The organism is Candidatus Poriferisodalis sp. (assembly GCF_965219595.1).
Classification (GTDB): Bacteria; Actinomycetota; Acidimicrobiia; order Acidimicrobiales; family Poriferisodalaceae; genus Poriferisodalis.
On record NZ_OZ244781.1, the window covers coordinates 2,756,013 to 2,770,910 of the forward strand.

Annotated in this window: 13 protein-coding genes; 5 read left to right on the forward strand and 8 right to left on the reverse strand. The window is 67.7% G+C overall.

Annotated features, from left to right (window positions below):
• Positions 1-2 precede the first annotated feature (2 nt).
• Entirely contained in the window at positions 3-860 is an 858-nt protein-coding gene (locus ACOQPE_RS12250) for a TauD/TfdA dioxygenase family protein (RefSeq protein WP_420609185.1), read from the reverse strand.
• 83 nt (positions 861-943) lie between these two features.
• Positions 944-3,058 carry a 3-hydroxyacyl-CoA dehydrogenase NAD-binding domain-containing protein gene (locus ACOQPE_RS12255; RefSeq protein ID WP_420609186.1) on the reverse strand — a complete coding sequence of 705 codons (2,115 nt, stop codon included), beginning with the start codon at positions 3,056-3,058 and terminating at the stop codon, positions 944-946.
• Positions 3,059-3,214: 156 nt separating this feature from the next.
• Here ACOQPE_RS12255 and ACOQPE_RS12260 point away from each other — a divergent pair, with 156 nt between their 5' ends.
• Both ACOQPE_RS12260 and ACOQPE_RS12265 read left to right on the forward strand, forming a co-directional pair.
• Complete coding sequence (locus ACOQPE_RS12260; RefSeq protein WP_420609187.1) at positions 3,215-4,240, forward strand: branched-chain amino acid aminotransferase; 1,026 nt, start codon at positions 3,215-3,217, stop codon at positions 4,238-4,240.
• A 14-nt stretch (positions 4,241-4,254) separates the two neighbouring features.
• Positions 4,255-4,857: an HD domain-containing protein gene (locus tag ACOQPE_RS12265; RefSeq protein WP_420609188.1), complete on the forward strand. Its 603-nt coding sequence runs from the start codon at positions 4,255-4,257 to the stop codon at positions 4,855-4,857.
• Positions 4,858-4,889: 32 nt separating this feature from the next.
• Here ACOQPE_RS12265 and ACOQPE_RS12270 read toward each other — a convergent pair whose 3' ends face one another.
• The 4 genes from ACOQPE_RS12270 to ACOQPE_RS12285 all read right to left on the reverse strand — a co-directional run bounded on the left by ACOQPE_RS12270 (position 4,890) and on the right by ACOQPE_RS12285 (position 10,235).
• Positions 4,890-5,279: a type II toxin-antitoxin system VapC family toxin gene (locus ACOQPE_RS12270; protein WP_420609189.1), complete on the reverse strand. Its 390-nt coding sequence runs from the start codon at positions 5,277-5,279 to the stop codon at positions 4,890-4,892.
• A complete protein-coding gene (locus tag ACOQPE_RS12275) occupies positions 5,276-5,518 on the reverse strand; it encodes a type II toxin-antitoxin system Phd/YefM family antitoxin (RefSeq protein ID WP_420609190.1) in 243 nt (80 codons plus the stop codon). The genes ACOQPE_RS12270 and ACOQPE_RS12275 overlap by 4 nt, the downstream gene beginning before the upstream one ends.
• A gap of 146 nt (positions 5,519-5,664) precedes the next feature.
• Positions 5,665-6,267: an MOSC domain-containing protein gene (locus ACOQPE_RS12280; protein WP_420609191.1), complete on the reverse strand. Its 603-nt coding sequence runs from the start codon at positions 6,265-6,267 to the stop codon at positions 5,665-5,667.
• A gap of 65 nt (positions 6,268-6,332) precedes the next feature.
• Complete coding sequence (locus ACOQPE_RS12285; RefSeq protein ID WP_420609192.1) at positions 6,333-10,235, reverse strand: hydantoinase B/oxoprolinase family protein; 3,903 nt, start codon at positions 10,233-10,235, stop codon at positions 6,333-6,335.
• A 52-nt stretch (positions 10,236-10,287) separates the two neighbouring features.
• On the opposite strand from ACOQPE_RS12285, the gene ribH reads away from it, so the two are divergent.
• The gene (gene ribH, locus ACOQPE_RS12290) at positions 10,288-10,773 is read left to right on the forward strand and encodes a 6,7-dimethyl-8-ribityllumazine synthase (RefSeq protein ID WP_420609193.1); all 486 of its coding nucleotides are present in this window, start codon (positions 10,288-10,290) and stop codon (positions 10,771-10,773) included.
• On the opposite strand, the gene ACOQPE_RS12295 is transcribed toward ribH, so the two are convergent.
• The gene (locus tag ACOQPE_RS12295) at positions 10,770-11,759 is read right to left on the reverse strand and encodes an NADPH:quinone oxidoreductase family protein (protein WP_420609194.1); all 990 of its coding nucleotides are present in this window, start codon (positions 11,757-11,759) and stop codon (positions 10,770-10,772) included. The two genes, ribH and ACOQPE_RS12295, sit on opposite strands and share 4 nt — an antisense overlap.
• A 172-nt stretch (positions 11,760-11,931) precedes the next feature.
• On the opposite strand from ACOQPE_RS12295, the gene ACOQPE_RS12300 reads away from it, so the two are divergent.
• Positions 11,932-13,074, forward strand: coding sequence for an amidohydrolase family protein (locus ACOQPE_RS12300; protein ID WP_420609195.1), 1,143 nt, complete (start codon positions 11,932-11,934; stop codon positions 13,072-13,074).
• Positions 13,075-13,205: 131 nt separating this feature from the next.
• Here the strand turns inward: ACOQPE_RS12300 and ACOQPE_RS12305 are convergent, their stop codons facing one another.
• Positions 13,206-14,057: an alpha/beta fold hydrolase gene (locus ACOQPE_RS12305; RefSeq protein WP_420609196.1), complete on the reverse strand. Its 852-nt coding sequence runs from the start codon at positions 14,055-14,057 to the stop codon at positions 13,206-13,208.
• 30 nt (positions 14,058-14,087) lie between these two features.
• On the opposite strand from ACOQPE_RS12305, the gene ACOQPE_RS12310 reads away from it, so the two are divergent.
• A complete protein-coding gene (locus ACOQPE_RS12310; RefSeq protein ID WP_420609197.1) occupies positions 14,088-14,828 on the forward strand; it encodes an alpha/beta fold hydrolase in 741 nt (246 codons plus the stop codon).
• The last annotated feature ends 70 nt before the right edge of the window (positions 14,829-14,898 follow it).

The following is a 14,898-nucleotide window of genomic DNA, read 5'->3' on the forward strand; positions in this document are numbered from 1 at the left end:
CGCTATTCGTCGAGGGTGGGGCCGGTGCCTTGCACGCGGGTCTGGCGCATGTAGCGGCGCCAGCGGTCGGCGTCGTAGCCGGCACCGCGGTGCAGCAGGCAGCGATTGTCGTAGATGACCGTGTCGCCCGGGCTCCAGCGATGTGCGTACTCGTCTTCGGGACGGGTAGCGGCCTCGTTCAGCTCGTCGATGAGCCGGCGGCTGTCGATGCCATGCCAGCCGACGATCGACCGGGCATGCGAGCCGGCGTAGTAGTTCCTCAGGCCGTTGCCAGGGTTGGTGCGCACGAGCCGCTGGGGGATCGGCGGGAGTGATGCGGCGTGATTCGGATCGACCGGGGCGACCTTGGTCCGGCTGAACACGTAATCGTGCAGCACCACCAGGTCGTCGATCTCGGACTGGCGCTCGGGGCTGAGCCTGGCGTACGCGGCCCGCTGGCTCGCATACAGCGTCTCACCGCCCTCGCCGGGCACCTCGTAGGCGCACAGGATCGACACGTACGACGGCACGAGCCGGAATGACGAATCCGAGTGCCAGAGGTTGTTGCCCTTCTGGTTGTGGGTCAGCGGGTGTGACTCGTCCCGCTTGGTGTCGGCGTCGATGACGTTGCCGATCGTGCCGAAGTACTCGACCTTGCCCGTCTTGCCGAACACCACATGGTTCGGCTCGGGTTCGCCGAGGGTGCGGGTAAGCGCAAGCTGCGCTTCATCGGACATCTGCTGGTCCGGGAAATGCAGCAGCGAGTAGGTGTCGACGGCGTCGTGCAGCTCCGCAACCGCCGCGCCGTCGAGCGGCTTCGACAGGTCGATGCCGCCGACCTTGGCGCCGAAGTCGGGATGAATGGGCTCGAACGTCAGCACTGGATGTCTCCCTCGGGCAGCCCCGCCATTGATTCTGGTCGCAGGCAATTCTTGCCGCCACTGCCGGCCGCCGGGCTCTGCCGTCAGCTCTGGTGGCGGGCCAGCGAACCGCCCTCGGCTGCCAACCGTTCCAGCAGCGGGCTGGGTGTCCAATGATCGCCACCCAGCGTCTCGTCGTAATGGCGGATGCGGCCCAGCACCTCGCCGAGCCCGATCTCGTCGGCCCAGTACATGGGCCCGCCGGTGTACATCGGCCAGCCGTAACCATTGATCCAGGTGACGTCGACGTCGCTGCCCCGCAGAGCGATGCCCTCGTCGAGGATCTTGGCGCCCTCGTTGACCATCGGGTACAGGCAGCGTTCGAGGATCTCCTGATCGGTGACATCGCGCAGCACCGCTCCCCGCTCAGCGGCGAAGTCGCGGATCATCTGCTCGACCTCCGGGTCGGGCGTCGAGGCCCGGGTGTCGGGGTCGTAGATGTAGTAGCCGCGGCCGTTCTTCTGGCCCCGGCGACCCGACTCGCACAGCACCTCGCGCACCGTCGAGCTCGACGACGTGTCCTCGTTCCAGCCCACGTCGAGACCGGCCAGATCGCTCATGGCAAACGGCCCCATGGGGAAGCCGAAGCCGTACACGACCTTGTCGATCTGGGCAGGCGTGGCGCCCTCCAGCAGCATCTTCTCGGCCTCGATGCCCCGCATGAACAGCATCCGGTTGCCGATGAAGCCGTAGCAGACACCGCACAGCACCGGTGTCTTGCCGATGCGCTTGCCGATCGACATGGCGGTGGTGATGGCCGTGTGCGAGGTGGCATCGCCGCGCACCACTTCAAGCATCCGCATGACGTTGGCGGGGGAGAAGAAGTGCATGCCGATGACGGCCTCAGGCCGTGACGTGGCCGAGGCGATCTCGTTCACATCCAGCGCGGAGGTGTTGGTGGCGAGCACCGCACCCGGCTTGCAGATGCCGTCGAGCTGGGAGAACACGTCCTTCTTGAGCGCCATGTTCTCGAAGACGGCCTCGATCATCAGGTCGCAGTCGGCGAAGTCGCCCATGTCGGTGGAGCCCTGGAGCAGGTCCATGCGGGTCTGCACGTCGTCTGAGGAGATGCCGCCTCGCGCCGCAGTGCGCTCGTAGTTGCGCCGCACCACGCCGAGGCCTCGCTCGAGGCTGGCCTCGTCACGCTCCACGAGGGTGACAGGAATACCGATGTTGGCGAAGTTCATCGCGATGCCGCCGCCCATCGTGCCCGCGCCCAGGATGCCGACCCGCGCAATGTCGACGGGCGGCGTGTCGCGGGGAACGTCGGGCACCTTCTGCGCAGCTCGCTCAGCAAAGAAGTAGTACTGCTGCGCGTTGGCCTGCGAGCTGCCCATCAGCTCGCCGAAGATGCGCTGCTCGGCGGCGAGCCCGGCCTCGAAGTCGCCGCTGGCGCCGGTCTCGACGGCTGCTTCCACGCAGCGCACGATGCAGTCAGGTGCTTCGAAGCCGCGCGTCCGGCGGGCGATCGAGGCCCGGAAGGCCGCGAACTGCTCGGCACCGAAGCCTTCGAGGCGATCGTTGCGATCGCGGATGCGCGGGCGGGGCATGCCTTCTGCCACAGCTCGGCGGGCGAATGCCACCGCTCCGGCCTCGAGATCGGCCAGCGAGTCGCCCACGATCTCGTTGATCAGGCCGCATTCCAGGGCCTCAGAGGCGCCGATCGGGTCGCCACTGACCATCATCTCGAGCGCCCGCTGCGGGCCGGTGATGCGCGGCAGGCGCTGCGTGCCGCCGCCGCCGGGCAGCAGGCCCAGCTTCACCTCGGGCAGGCCGAACTGGGCTGTGCTGATGGCGACCCGGAAGTGCGCGCACAGCGCGACCTCCAGCCCGCCGCCGAGCGCAGTGCCGTGGATCGCAGCCACCACTGGCTTGCTGCAGTTCTCCATGGCCTCCTGACCGGGCACGAGGGCGGGGGGCTTGGGCGGCTGGGAGAACTCGGTGATGTCTGCACCGGCGATGAAGGTCCGCCCGTCGCAGATGAGCACGATGGCTGTTGCGTCGCTGGCCTCGGCGGCTGCCATGCCGTCGATGAGGCCTTGGCGCACGTGGTAGCTCAGCGCGTTGACGGGCGGGTTGTTCACGATGAGCAACGCCACGTCGTCGCGGCGCTCGAGTCGGACCGACTCGGTGATCTGGCTCTGGTCCTGGGTTGTCATGGGCCGCAGCGTACGCAACGACGGCCCTGCCGGACCGGGCCGGTGCGTGCCACAGGCGATTCGGCGCCGAATTCTCCCCGATGCGGACAGGGCCCGGCGATACGCTGCGAATGTCTTGGACGACTGCAACGCCCAAGCCATCCCCATGGAGCGCCGGTGACTGACAAGCCCGACCCGTTTACGGTCCCCTTCGGGACCATCTTCTGTGACTGGATGACCACCGCCCGCGCCGACGACGGCCCGTACGTCTACGGCGGGGGAGCTGAGCCATTCGGCGACTTCACGATCAGCCCCGCGGCGCACGTACTGCACTACGGCAGCGCCATCTTCGAAGGGCTCAAGGCACACCGCCAGGTGGACGGGTCGCTGGCGATCTTCCGGCTGGACCGGCATGTGGAACGCATGGTGTCCAGCGCACAACGGCTGCGGCTGCCCGCCATCGACGGTGATGTCCTGCATCAGATGTGCGTGGACGCAGTGGAGGCGAACGCGGGCGAGGTGCCCGACCCGCCCGGCTCGCTCTACATCCGCCCGACGCTCATCGGCACCGAGCCCGATATCGGCGCTGCGGCCCGTCCGACGCGCAGCGCGTTGCTCTATGTCGTCAATTGCCCGGTCGGCGACTACTTCAAGGGCGGCGTTCGGCCGCTGACCTTGCTGGTGGAGACCGACATTCCCCGCACTGTCCCGCAGTTCGGCATGGTGAAGTGCGGCGGGAACTACGCGATGGCACTGGCGCCCACGCTGGATGCCATGGCCGGCAACGAGGCCATTGACCAGATGCTGTTCGCCACCGGCGGCGACATCACCGAGACCGGGGCGTCCAACTTCTTCCTGGCCGACGACGAGCGGGTGGTGACCCGCCACCTCGACGAGTCGTTCCTGCACGGTGTCACCCGGTCGTCGGTGATCGAGCTGGCTGCGTCCTTGGGCTACGAGGTCGAGGAGCGTTCGATCGACCCCGAGGAGCTGGTCGACTGGGCTGAGCGCGGCGAAGCGTTCCTGTCGGGAACAGCGGCGGTGCTCGCGCCGGTCGGCACGATCCTGTACGAGGGCAAGACGCTCAGCGTGGGCGACGGCCAGCCGGGCCGCAACACGATGCGGCTGCGCCAGGCGCTCGTCGACATCCAGGTCGGTGCTGCGCCCGACCCCTTCGGTTGGCGCACACCTGTGAAGGGCTGACGGATCGGATTGACATGAGCAGTCCGGACACTGACCGCATCGTGTCCTGGACGGCAATGGAGCACGGCACCGCTGAGGACTACGCGTTCCTGGACAGCCAGCACTACGCGCACGTCCGCGAGGGACTGGTCGACAACCTGCTGAACATCCTGAAATGTCTGCGGGGACCCACGCTGGGGTACCCGATCGACCGCTACGACCATTCCCTGCAGTCGGCATCCCGGGCATTGCGGAACGGCGAATCGACCGACCTCGTGGCGGCGGCCCTGCTGCATGACATCGGCGACGCATTCGCGCCCGAGAATCACAGTGCCGCCGGCGCCGCCGTGCTTCAGCCGTACGTCGACGAGGGCACCCACTGGGTGATCGCTCATCACGGCCTGTTTCAGGGCTACTACTACTTTCACCACCTCGGTGGCGATCGCGATGCCCGCGAGCAGTATCAGAGCTCGCCCCACTACGACGCCTGCGTGGACTTCTGCGAGAACTACGACCAGAACTGCTTCGACCCGAAGTACCCCAACCTTGCAGCGGAAGACTTCCGCCCCCTGCTCGACGAGGTCTTCAGCCGCCCCTCACAGGTCCCCGCCACCGCCCCATTGCCGACACCGAGCTGATTCTTCGCTGAAGACGGCTGTTGCTCCCCGCCTCACCAGAGCGTGGCGACGGGGAACTCCTCAAATGCCGGGTCTCTCGTGACGAGTGTCAACGACTCGATCTCGGCCTGCGCCGCCAGCATCCGGTCGAATGGATCCTTGTGCGCCGTTGCGTAACTTCCGGCGCGCTGAGCATGCGTGAAGGTGATTGGCAGTCGGTTGTAGTCAGCCGCCAGAACCAACTGATCGAGTCGCGACGCGAAGATCCCCAGATCGTCGAGCCGACCCAAGCGGTGTTTGGTCGCAATCTCCCACGCACTCGCAGCGCTCACGAGAATCCTCGCCTCGGGGTCCAAGACTGCGGCCCGAGCTCCGGCAGAGAGCGCCGGGTCGTCTCCCAAACACCACAGCAGGGCGTGGGTGTCCAGCAGGAGCTCGTTCATCCTCCCTCCCATGCTGCGAGTTCGTCATCGGGGAGGGGATCGAAGAACTCTGGTGGCACCTCGATGCCGCGGAACAGTCCTATGCGGCGACTCGGCCGCCTCTCCTCGTACGGCACAAGACGGGCGCAGGGCTTGCCCGCCCGCGCAATCACGATCTCCTCACCGGCCTCGACTCGGCTGAGCAGCTTCGACAGATGTGTCTTCGCCTCGTGCACATTCACCATTGATGACGATTTCATGTTATCTCAGCCTTAGCAAGTTATTTTCGCCGCAACGACGCTTATGAACTTAGTCTAGTGACTAGACTAATTCGTGAAACGCTGATCCCCACGACGCGCTGTGGCGCGCCGGTACCGCAAAGTTCCTGCCGTCGAACGGCGTCGGGTCAGAGGCGGGTGATGGGGTCGCCGGGGCGGACGGTGCCGGGCTGGATGACGCGGCAGTTGACGCCCCGCATGCGCAGGTCGCGGCCCTCGCCGGTGTTCACGAAACGCAGGGCGTCGCGGCCGAATCGGGCGGCGAACTTGGCACAGCCTCGGTGCGGTTTGGCCGTGACCTCCAGGATCGCGTCGCCGAGTCTCAGCTGGGCACCGGCGGGCAGCGTTTCGTGGCTGATGTCGAGGTCGGCGTAGATCTGGTCGCCCGCGAGCGGCCAGCGTTCGACCGGTCCGATGACGGCGGCCGCCGCACGAGCGCTCATGATGGTGATCTGGGCATCCGGGTGCGGTCCGCCATCGACTGAGGACGGTGAGCCTCGCTGGTTCCACGTGTCGCCCGCAACGCCTTCGGCATCGTTGATCTCGGCCACGTCGAGCACTTCGCGGGCATCTTCGCCAGGGCGGCGAACGATGAGCTCGATCGTGCCGGTGCTGCCGGGCGCCTCGCGAATGTGGGGCAGCGCCGCTGCTAGCTCGCCGGTGCTGCGGTGGAGCGCTTCATTGGTGTCTTCGTGCCTGGCGGCGGTGCTGGTATCGGCTGATGCGTTCATGTGAGGGTGCCTTCGGCTGGAGTCGAATGGGCGGGAGCGCTCCTGGCCTCCGCGCCACAGGGGGATTATTGCGCCGGAGTTTGCGCCGGCGAAGTGAATTCGAGCTGACGGTCACGCGTCACCGCTTCGGGGTCTCGCTCAGCGGGGTCGCCGTAGCCGCCGCCACCCGGGAATTCCACGATCAGCCGGCGGTCGCCGAAAATCACCGAACGCCCTTTGGCGCGGACCTCGGTGCCGTCGTCGAGTGAGAGTCGTCCCAGCGCGCCGGGTCCGCCGCCGTGCCGGCCGCGCGCCGGGTACACAGTTCGCTCGTAGGTCGCGCTGATGGAGAAGTCGCGCCCTTGACGGTTCTCCAGCTCGATGACTTGGCCGAGCCCGCCCCGGTACTTGCCCTGCCCGCCGGAATCGCTGCGGAACTCCTTGCGCCAGAACACGAGCGGCGAGCCGATCTCGTTCACCTCCACCGGCATGTTGCGCACGCCGCTCGGGAAGGCCGTTGCCGACAGTCCGTCCGCCTGCGGGCGGGCGCCGGCACCGCCCGAGTGGAAGCTCATCAGAATGTACCGCTCCAGCTTGCGGCGGTCGGACTCGTCGCCCGATTGCCCGACCGTCGTTCGGGAGCGATTCGTCGCGCCGACGCCGGTGTCGGGCTCCCACATGCCCGTGCCGAGCAGGTTCCACAACGACGACGTGCCCTCCGCCGGCACCCGCTCGGGCACTACCTGGCTCAAGCAGCCGAACACGGCATCGGGGAGCAGCTGGCCCATGACGTGACGCACGTTGACCGCTGCGGGGTGGGGCGCATTGAGGATGCAGCCTTCGGGGGCTCGCACCTGCACGGCGTCGAGCGAGCCCGTGTTGTTGGGGATGTCGGGGCCGATGATGCAGCGCACGCCGAATGACGTGTAGGCGTCGGTGTAGGCCATCGGCACGTTGATGCCCCAGCTCGACTGAGGCCCTGTGCCGGCGAAGTCCACGTCGATGCCGTCGTCGCCGACCGTCAGCGAGCACACGATGTCGATCGGTTGCTCCATGCCGTCGACGCGCATCGTCGAGTTCCACGTGCCCTCGGGCAGCTCGCCGATCGCCTCGAGCATGGCCCGGTGCGACGACGTGATGATGTGCTCGGCCAGCTCATCCAAGTTGACCATGGCGTACTCGTCCATCATCGAGATGAGGCGGGCGGCGCCGGTCTCGTTGCAGGCAGCCAGCGAGTGGATGTCGCCGATCACCTGCACCGGGTCGCGGACGTTGGCCTCGATGATCGCCACCACGTTCGGGTCGAACACGCCGTCGGTGGCGAACTTCAGGATCGGCAGGTACAGGCCCTCGTGGTACACCTCCTTCGAGTCGGTGGTGAATCCGGCGCCGCCGATGTCCACCACGTGGCTCGTGCAGGCGAACAGCGCCACCAGCTCGCCGCGCAGGAACGCCGGCGTGACCACCACGATGTCGAACAGGTGGCCGGTGCCCTTCCACGGGTCGTTGGTGAGGAAGATGTCTCCCGGACGCATCTCCGACGCCGGGTAGCGATCCAGGAAGTGCAGCACCGAGTAGGCCATCGAGTTGACGTGGCCGGGCGTTCCGGTGACCGACTGGGCGAGCATCCGCCCCTGGGGGTCGAAGATGCCCGCCGACAGGTCGCCGGCCTCTCGGGTGGACGTGCTGAAGGCAGCACGTACGAGCGCCCGTGCCTGTTCCTCGGTCACCGAGATGAGGCGATTCCACTGGACGCCCAGTCGCACTGCGTCGAGGTTTGCCGCAGCATCGGCCGCTGCCTGCGCGCCCTGTCGACCCGTGTCGTCGCGCAGTTCCGTCCCGGCTGACGCATGCGGGTGCTGCGGCGCAGTGACGCCGGTGAGTCGCAAGTGCCCACCTGCTGTGACCGTTGCCACCGCTCCATCGGGGACCAAGGTCGTGGTCTGGTCCTCGGTGATCAAGGCGGGCCCTGCCAGCCACGCGCCTTCGGTGAGGGAGCCGCGCTCGAAGACCGCATGGGGGATGGCCCGGCCGGTTGCGGTGTCGGTGACAAGTGCAGTCTCGTCGGAGGCAACCGGTTCGGAGGCGACGGTTGGATGCAGCGAAATGGCGGGGGCCTGCGGGGTACGCACTTCCAGCAGCCAGCTCAGCACTTCGATCTCGAGGTTGCCGATGTGGCGCGTGTAGAGCTGCTGGTAGGCCTTCGTGAACGCGGTACGCAACTGGTTGCGCACCTCAGCGTCGCTCAGGCTGTCGATGCGGTCGGCGAGCAGCGCTGCGGCGTCGACGTCGACGGTGATCTCATGGCCTTGACCGCGGTAGCGCATCAGGGCTCGCACGTGCGTGGCTGTCTCGGCGCCGGGCGCGGCAGCATCCACGATCGTGTTCGACTCGGCGGCCATCTCGCGGAGCAGCCCTGCCAGGTCGGCTGCTGTCAGTTCGCTCACGCGGGCATGGCGGGTACGGACCGACTCGTGGGCCACCGGCGCCGCCAGAAAGCCGATGGCCGATCCCACACCTGCGCCCGCAGGCACCACGATGTCGTCGATGCCGAGCTTGGCGGCCACCCGCGCGGCGTGCAGCGGCGCCGCGCCGCCGAAGGCGATAAGCGTGCCGCTGCTGATGTCGCAGCCTTGGTCTGCGGCGTGAACGCGACCGGCGTTAGCCATGTTCTCGTCGACGACCTCGGAGATGCCGATGGCGGAGATCGTCGTCTGCAGGCCCGATGGCTCCGCCAGCGCGGTGCCCACGGCCTTGGCGGCGGCGTCGACGTCGAAGGTGAGCGTGCCGCCGGCGAACCGCTCCGGTGCCAGCCGGCCCAGCACCGCATCGGCATCGGTCACGGTTGGCTCGATCCCGCCGCGCCCGTAAGCAGCAGGACCGGGCTCAGAACCTGCGCTGGCCGGACCGACGGTGATGCGCCCGAGCGCGTCGAGGCTGGCGATGGATCCGCCGCCGGCGCCGATCTCGACCATCTCGATCACCGGCAGGCGCAGCGGGAGCCCGCTGCCGGCCAGGAAGCGATACTCGCGGCCGACCTCGAACTCCCGGCTCGTGCGGGGGTGACCGCTCTCGACGATGCACAGTTTCGCCGTGGTGCCACCCATGTCGAAGCTGAGGGCTCGTTCACAGCCGAGGCCGCGGGCGATCCCCGAGGCGAGCAGTGCGCCGCCCGCAGGCCCGCTCTCGATCAGCCGCACCGGGAAGCGCAGCGCCTCGGCGAGCGTCCCCAACCCACCGCCGGAGGTCATGAGGAAGAGCTCGCAGCCCAAGCCCAGCGCTGTGAGCCGCGCATCGAGATCGGTCAGGTACTGCCGCACGAGCGGTGCGATGTAGGCGTTGGCGCACGCGGTGGAGAAGCGTTCGTATTCCCGGATCTCTGGGCAGACTTCGCTGGACATGGTCACGGTCGCCTCGGGCCAGCACTCGGCCAGGATCTCGGCGGTGCGCTCCTCATGGCGGGCATCGAGATACGAGTGCAGGTAGCCGACGGCGACGCTGGTCACGCCGTCGGCCGCCAGTGACGCTGCTGCGGCCCGCACAGCGTTCTCGTCGAGTGGCAACAGCACAGTGCCGTCGGCGGCGAGCCGCTCGGGTATGCCGATGCGGTGGTTGCGCGGCACCAGCGGTTCGGGCCGGCGCATGTACAGGTCGTACTGCTCGAACCGGTTCTCGTGGGCCATCTCGACCGAGTCGCGGATGCCCTGCGTGGTCAGCAGTGCCGTGCGTGCGCCCCGGCGCTCGATGAGGGCATTCGTGGCCAGAGTGGTGCCGTGGATGAACACGCCCACTTCTGCGGGCGCGATGCCTGCTTCGCGCAGCACCCGCTCGACGCCGTCGAGCACGGCGTCGGCCGGCGCGTCCTGCGTCGTCAGCACTTTGGCGGTGTGCAGAAGCGGCGCGCCGCCGCCTGTGCCGTCAACCTCCAGCGCGATGTCGGTGAACGTGCCGCCGATGTCGGCCGCCAGCCGGGCGCGTGCGCCTGCCATCGGCCCAGCGTAGGCGCGTCGTCGCGGAAGGCTGCGGGGCTACCGTGCAGGCGTGGCGAGTGGCGACCAGCGTGGCGGAAGGCCGCCGGTGGGAGCCGGTGCGGGGCTGCGCGTCGGCATCGTGCGGGCGACCTGGAACCCCGAGATCGTGGACCGGCTGGCAGCGGGCGCCCAGCGAGGTCTGGATGACCTCGGCGTCGCTGAGACGACCGAGGTGACCGTGCCCGGGTGCTTCGAGATCCCGTACGCGGCACAGGTACTGGCTCGCAGCGGGGAGGTCGATGCGATCGTCGTCATCGGGGCGGTGATCCGCGGGGAGACCACCCACTACGAGCTGGTCAGCGAGGGCGCCGCGCAAGGCGTGATGGCCGTGCAGTTGGAGACGGGCATTCCGGTCGGCTTCGGCCTGGTCACCGTGGAGAACACCGAACAAGCCGCAGCCCGCAGTGAGGGCCCCGGAGGCCACAACGTCGGTGAGGACGCGGCCTGTGTGGCGGTGTCGATGGCCCTGCTCGCCCGCGATTTCTCTACCCCCTAAACGCGGTCGGGGCGCATCCGCACGAGCACCTTGCCGACGGCCTCGCGTTCGTCGAGCAGACGGTAGGCATCGGCGCTCTGCTCGAAGGGCAGCACCTGGCCGATGGGCGGCTTGACCGCGCCCGACGCGATCATGCCGAGCAGACGCTCGTGGATGCGGGCGGGGATCGTTGGGTCAGCGGCCACGGCTTCGCCCCAGGCGGCACCGACCAGGCTCACGTTGCGCAGCAGCAGCCGGTTCACCTTGACCGTCGGGATCTCGCCTGCGGCGAACCCCACCACGACGAGCCGCCCGAAACGTGCCAGTGCCCGGATCCCGTCGAGGAAGCGGTCTCCGCCCACCGGGTCGTAGGTCATGTCGACGCCCCGACCGCCGGTGAGCTCGCGCACCTCATCCTTCCAGGTGTCGCTGATGAGCACGATGTGATCGGCCCCGGCCGCCCGGGCGATTTCGCCCTTTGCTTCGGTGGAGACCAAGCCGATCACCGGCCCGGCGCCGACCCCCTTCGCCACTTGGATGCCCGAGGTGCCCACGCCGCCCGATGCGCCCAGCACCAGCACCGACTCGCCCTCGCGCAGACCCGCCCGGTCGATCATGCAGAACACGGCGGTCTGGTAGTTCATGACCAGCGCAGCACCCTCTTCGAACGAGAGCTGATCGGGCAACGCGAATAGATCGCGGGGCTTGGTGGCCACCACGTCGGCCAGGCAGCCGGGCGACCACACGCACACGCGGTCGCCGGGTGCGTAGCCCGAATCGGCGGGCGCCGAGCGCACGATGCCAGCGGCCTCTATCCCCGGCCGGAAGGGCGGGTCGGGCCGGTACTGGTAGAGCCCTTGGCTCTGGAGCAGGTCGGGGAACGACACGCCGCCGCAGACGATATCGACGATCACTGATGCGCCGTCTGCATCGGCGACCGGTTCGGGAGCGTCGACCACGGCGACACCGGCTGGGCCTGTGAGGGACTGCACTTCCAAAGCACGCATGGCGACACTGTTTCACAACAGGCTCAAACGGGCACAACGAATGCGAGAGACGCTGTGCAGTGGCGCTGTGCCTTGGGAGTGCACGCGAGGCCGCTGGTACTGTGGACCGCGCAGTCCGTCTGCGCTGGCGAGACCAGGCGTACGGATGCTCAAACAGAAGCAGGGGAGAGCGATGCGGTACTACTCGTGTGACTCGCACGTGGTCGAGGCAGCCGAGATCTATGCCGGCTTGACAGACAGGTTCGGCGATCGGGCACCGTTCATCAGCAAGGACTACAACGACAAGCCGGGCACGTGGCTGGTGCTGCCCGGCGGCATCCGCCCGGTGCCCGTCGGCCGGCTGGGCATCGCCGGCGCCAGCCTGTCCGACCCAGCCACCCACGCTCGCATCGAGCAGGGCTACGACGGCTTCAACCCCGGCGTGATGGATCCGACCGCCCGTCTCGACGAGCAGGCCCAGGACGGCATCGTCGGCGAGGTCATGTACCCGAGCCTGTCGATGTTCACCTTCGCGATTCCCGACGACGAGGTGCGCGACGCCGCGTTCCGCAACCACAACGACTGGGTGCTCGACTACTGCTCGGTGGATCGCAACCGGCTCATCGGCGTCGGCTGCCTGCCCCTGCCCGACGTGGAGCGGGCCATCGCCGAGATCGACCGCTCGGCGCAACTCGGCGTGCGCGGCTTCGCCATCCCCGCCCACGTCGACCCCGCCAAGCCGTACTGCCATCCCGACTTCGACCCGTTCTGGGCCCGGGCCCAGGAATTCGGCGTGCCGCTCACCATGCACATCTTCACCGGGTCGAGTCTCGAGGGCGGCATGCCCGAGCACTGGGGCACCCCCGGCGGCCATCTGAAGGGCTACACGCTGGCCCACACCACCATTGCCAACACGATCATCGATCTCATCTGCGGCGGAGTCGTGGAGCGTTTCCCGGATCTGCGCTTCGTCTGCGCCGAATACGAGACCGGCTGGGTCGGCCACTTCAAGCAGCGCCTCGACCACGCGGCGTATCGCACGCCGTGGGAGGTGTCAGACGAGCTCACCATGAAGCCGTCGGAGTACTTCGACCGGAACTTCTGGGTCACTTTCGAGGACGACGTGGAAGGCGTTGCGACACGGCACTCGATCGGCGTCAGCAACCTGCTGTGGGGCAACGACTACCCCCATCACGATTCGATCTGGCCCAACTCGCGACCGATCCTCGACGACATCCTCTCGGGCGTTCCTGACGACGAGAAGGAACAGATGGTCTGGAGCAACGTCCTCGAGCTCTACAGCCTCGACCCCGATTCGCTCCCCGCAGCCGCCTGAGGCACGATTACCGAGGAGCCCGCTGCGGAGGCGACAGAACCCTCTGCCACCAGCGATCCAGCAGGTCGCAACGTCGCAGAGTCTCCTGCCGCCTCCACAGCTCAGGCATCTGCGCCTGGACGTTCGATTACTTAGGCGGCGACGAGAGGTTCGAGGTGGGCGCGGATCGACTTTGCCACCCGTTCCCCGTTCTCCATCGGGCCGAAATGGCTGAGCTCGGCAAATGCTTCGAGCCGGCCGTTGCCGAGCGCCTCGGCGATGGGCTGGGCCATCTGTGGAGGGATGTCGTTCCATTGCGCAGGCGAATCGCCCCGAGCGACCACGGTGGGGCAGGTGATCGCGCTGAACGTGCTGTAGTCCATCGGGACGCTGGACTCGTAGATGCGCGCCTCGGTGTCGCCCGAGCACGACAGGCGCACGGCATCATCGCCTGAGGGATAGGTGCCCAGCTCCACGTAGGCCCGCACTGCCTCGGGCTGGCAGAGCGAGAACGGCGGCTTCGACATGAAGCGCTCGTAGGCCTCATCGACGGTCGCGAACCGGATGCGCCGGCGGCGCGACGCCACCACGAGCGCATGCTCGGAGTCGGGTCTCGGGAAGCCCTCGGGAACCAGCACCGGCTCGTAGAGGTACAGGCCCCGGTAGGTGCCGGGCTGGCGCAGTTCGGCCATGAGCAGGCACGCGGCGCCGAGCGAATGGCCCGCCGCCAGCACCGGTTCGCCGCCCAGCGCGTTGACCGCGGCAAGCACTTCGTCGGTGAACCGGCCCCGGTCCACCGACATGCCGTCGTGCTGCGGGCGTGAGGCCCCGTGCCCCCGGAAGTCGAGCCCCCAGCATCGGAACGTGTCTTGCAGGTGTGGCACCACGGTGGCCCACATGCCGGCATTGAGGCCGTTGCCATGCGTCAGGAGCAGGGGCGTTCCGTGCCCGCCGAGATCATGGAGCACTGCGTGTTCACCGTCAGAGGTGGTCAAGCGCATCATCGCCGCCGCACGATAGTGCAGACTCTCGCCATGGCGAATTTCACACGTGGCTCCGTGGACATCCATTACGACGACTACGGCTCGGGCTTTCCCCTGCTGCTGATCGCTCCGGGCGGCATGCGCTCGGCGGCGGCGTTCTGGGAGCAGAGCCCCTGGAACCCGATCACTCAGCTGTCCGACCGGTACCGGGTGATAGCGATGGACCAGCGCAACGCGGGCCGTTCGACAGCGCCGGTCTCTGCCGACGACGGTTGGGCCACCTACACGGCCGACCAGCTTGCGCTCATGGATCATCTCGGCTGCGAGCAGTTTCACCTGGCGGGCATGTGCATCGGCGGCCCCTACATCATGGGGCTGATCCAGGCGGCGCCCGAGCGGGTCGCGAGCGCCACGCTGTTCCAGACCATCGGGCTCGACGAGAACCGTCACGCCTTCTACGACATATTCGACGACTGGGCGCAAGCGATTCGCGACGACCATCCCGAAGCCGATGAAGCGGCCTGGGATCAGTTCCGCTCGAACATGTACGACGGCGACAATTTCCTGTTCAACGTGGACCGCGACTTCGTCGCGACCGTCCAGACGCCGCTGCTGGTACTGCTCGGCAACGATCTGTATCACCCGGAGTCATCGTCGCGGATCGTCCATGACGCCGCTCCGAACTCCACGATGATCGAGGACTGGATGGACGGCAGCGCCCGGACAGCAGCGATGGAGCAGTTCGCAGCATTCCTGGCCGAGCACACCTCTGCTGTGTCAAATAGCGATTGATTCACGCGCTAAAGCGCTAGTCAAGACCGCGTTAAATCACTAGCCACCCCATCGTGCCGCCGATAGCGTG

Bases quoted from the DNA above. Each gene is read 5' to 3' on its own strand.
- ACOQPE_RS12255 (WP_420609186.1), bottom strand. From the start codon at position 3,058: ATGACAACCCAGGACCAGAGCCAGATCACCGAGTCGGTCCGACTCGAG.
- ACOQPE_RS12265 (WP_420609188.1), top strand. From the start codon at position 4,255: ATGAGCAGTCCGGACACTGACCGCATCGTGTCCTGGACGGCAATGGAG.
- ACOQPE_RS12270 (WP_420609189.1), bottom strand. From the start codon at position 5,279: ATGAACGAGCTCCTGCTGGACACCCACGCCCTGCTGTGGTGTTTGGGA.
- ACOQPE_RS12275 (WP_420609190.1), bottom strand. From the start codon at position 5,518: ATGAAATCGTCATCAATGGTGAATGTGCACGAGGCGAAGACACATCTG.
- ACOQPE_RS12280 (WP_420609191.1), bottom strand. From the start codon at position 6,267: ATGAACGCATCAGCCGATACCAGCACCGCCGCCAGGCACGAAGACACC.
- ACOQPE_RS12285 (WP_420609192.1), bottom strand. From the start codon at position 10,235: ATGGCAGGCGCACGCGCCCGGCTGGCGGCCGACATCGGCGGCACGTTC.
- ACOQPE_RS12295 (WP_420609194.1), bottom strand. From the start codon at position 11,759: ATGCGTGCTTTGGAAGTGCAGTCCCTCACAGGCCCAGCCGGTGTCGCC.
- ACOQPE_RS12300 (WP_420609195.1), top strand. From the start codon at position 11,932: ATGCGGTACTACTCGTGTGACTCGCACGTGGTCGAGGCAGCCGAGATC.
- ACOQPE_RS12305 (WP_420609196.1), bottom strand. From the start codon at position 14,057: ATGATGCGCTTGACCACCTCTGACGGTGAACACGCAGTGCTCCATGAT.
- ACOQPE_RS12310 (WP_420609197.1), top strand. From the start codon at position 14,088: ATGGCGAATTTCACACGTGGCTCCGTGGACATCCATTACGACGACTAC.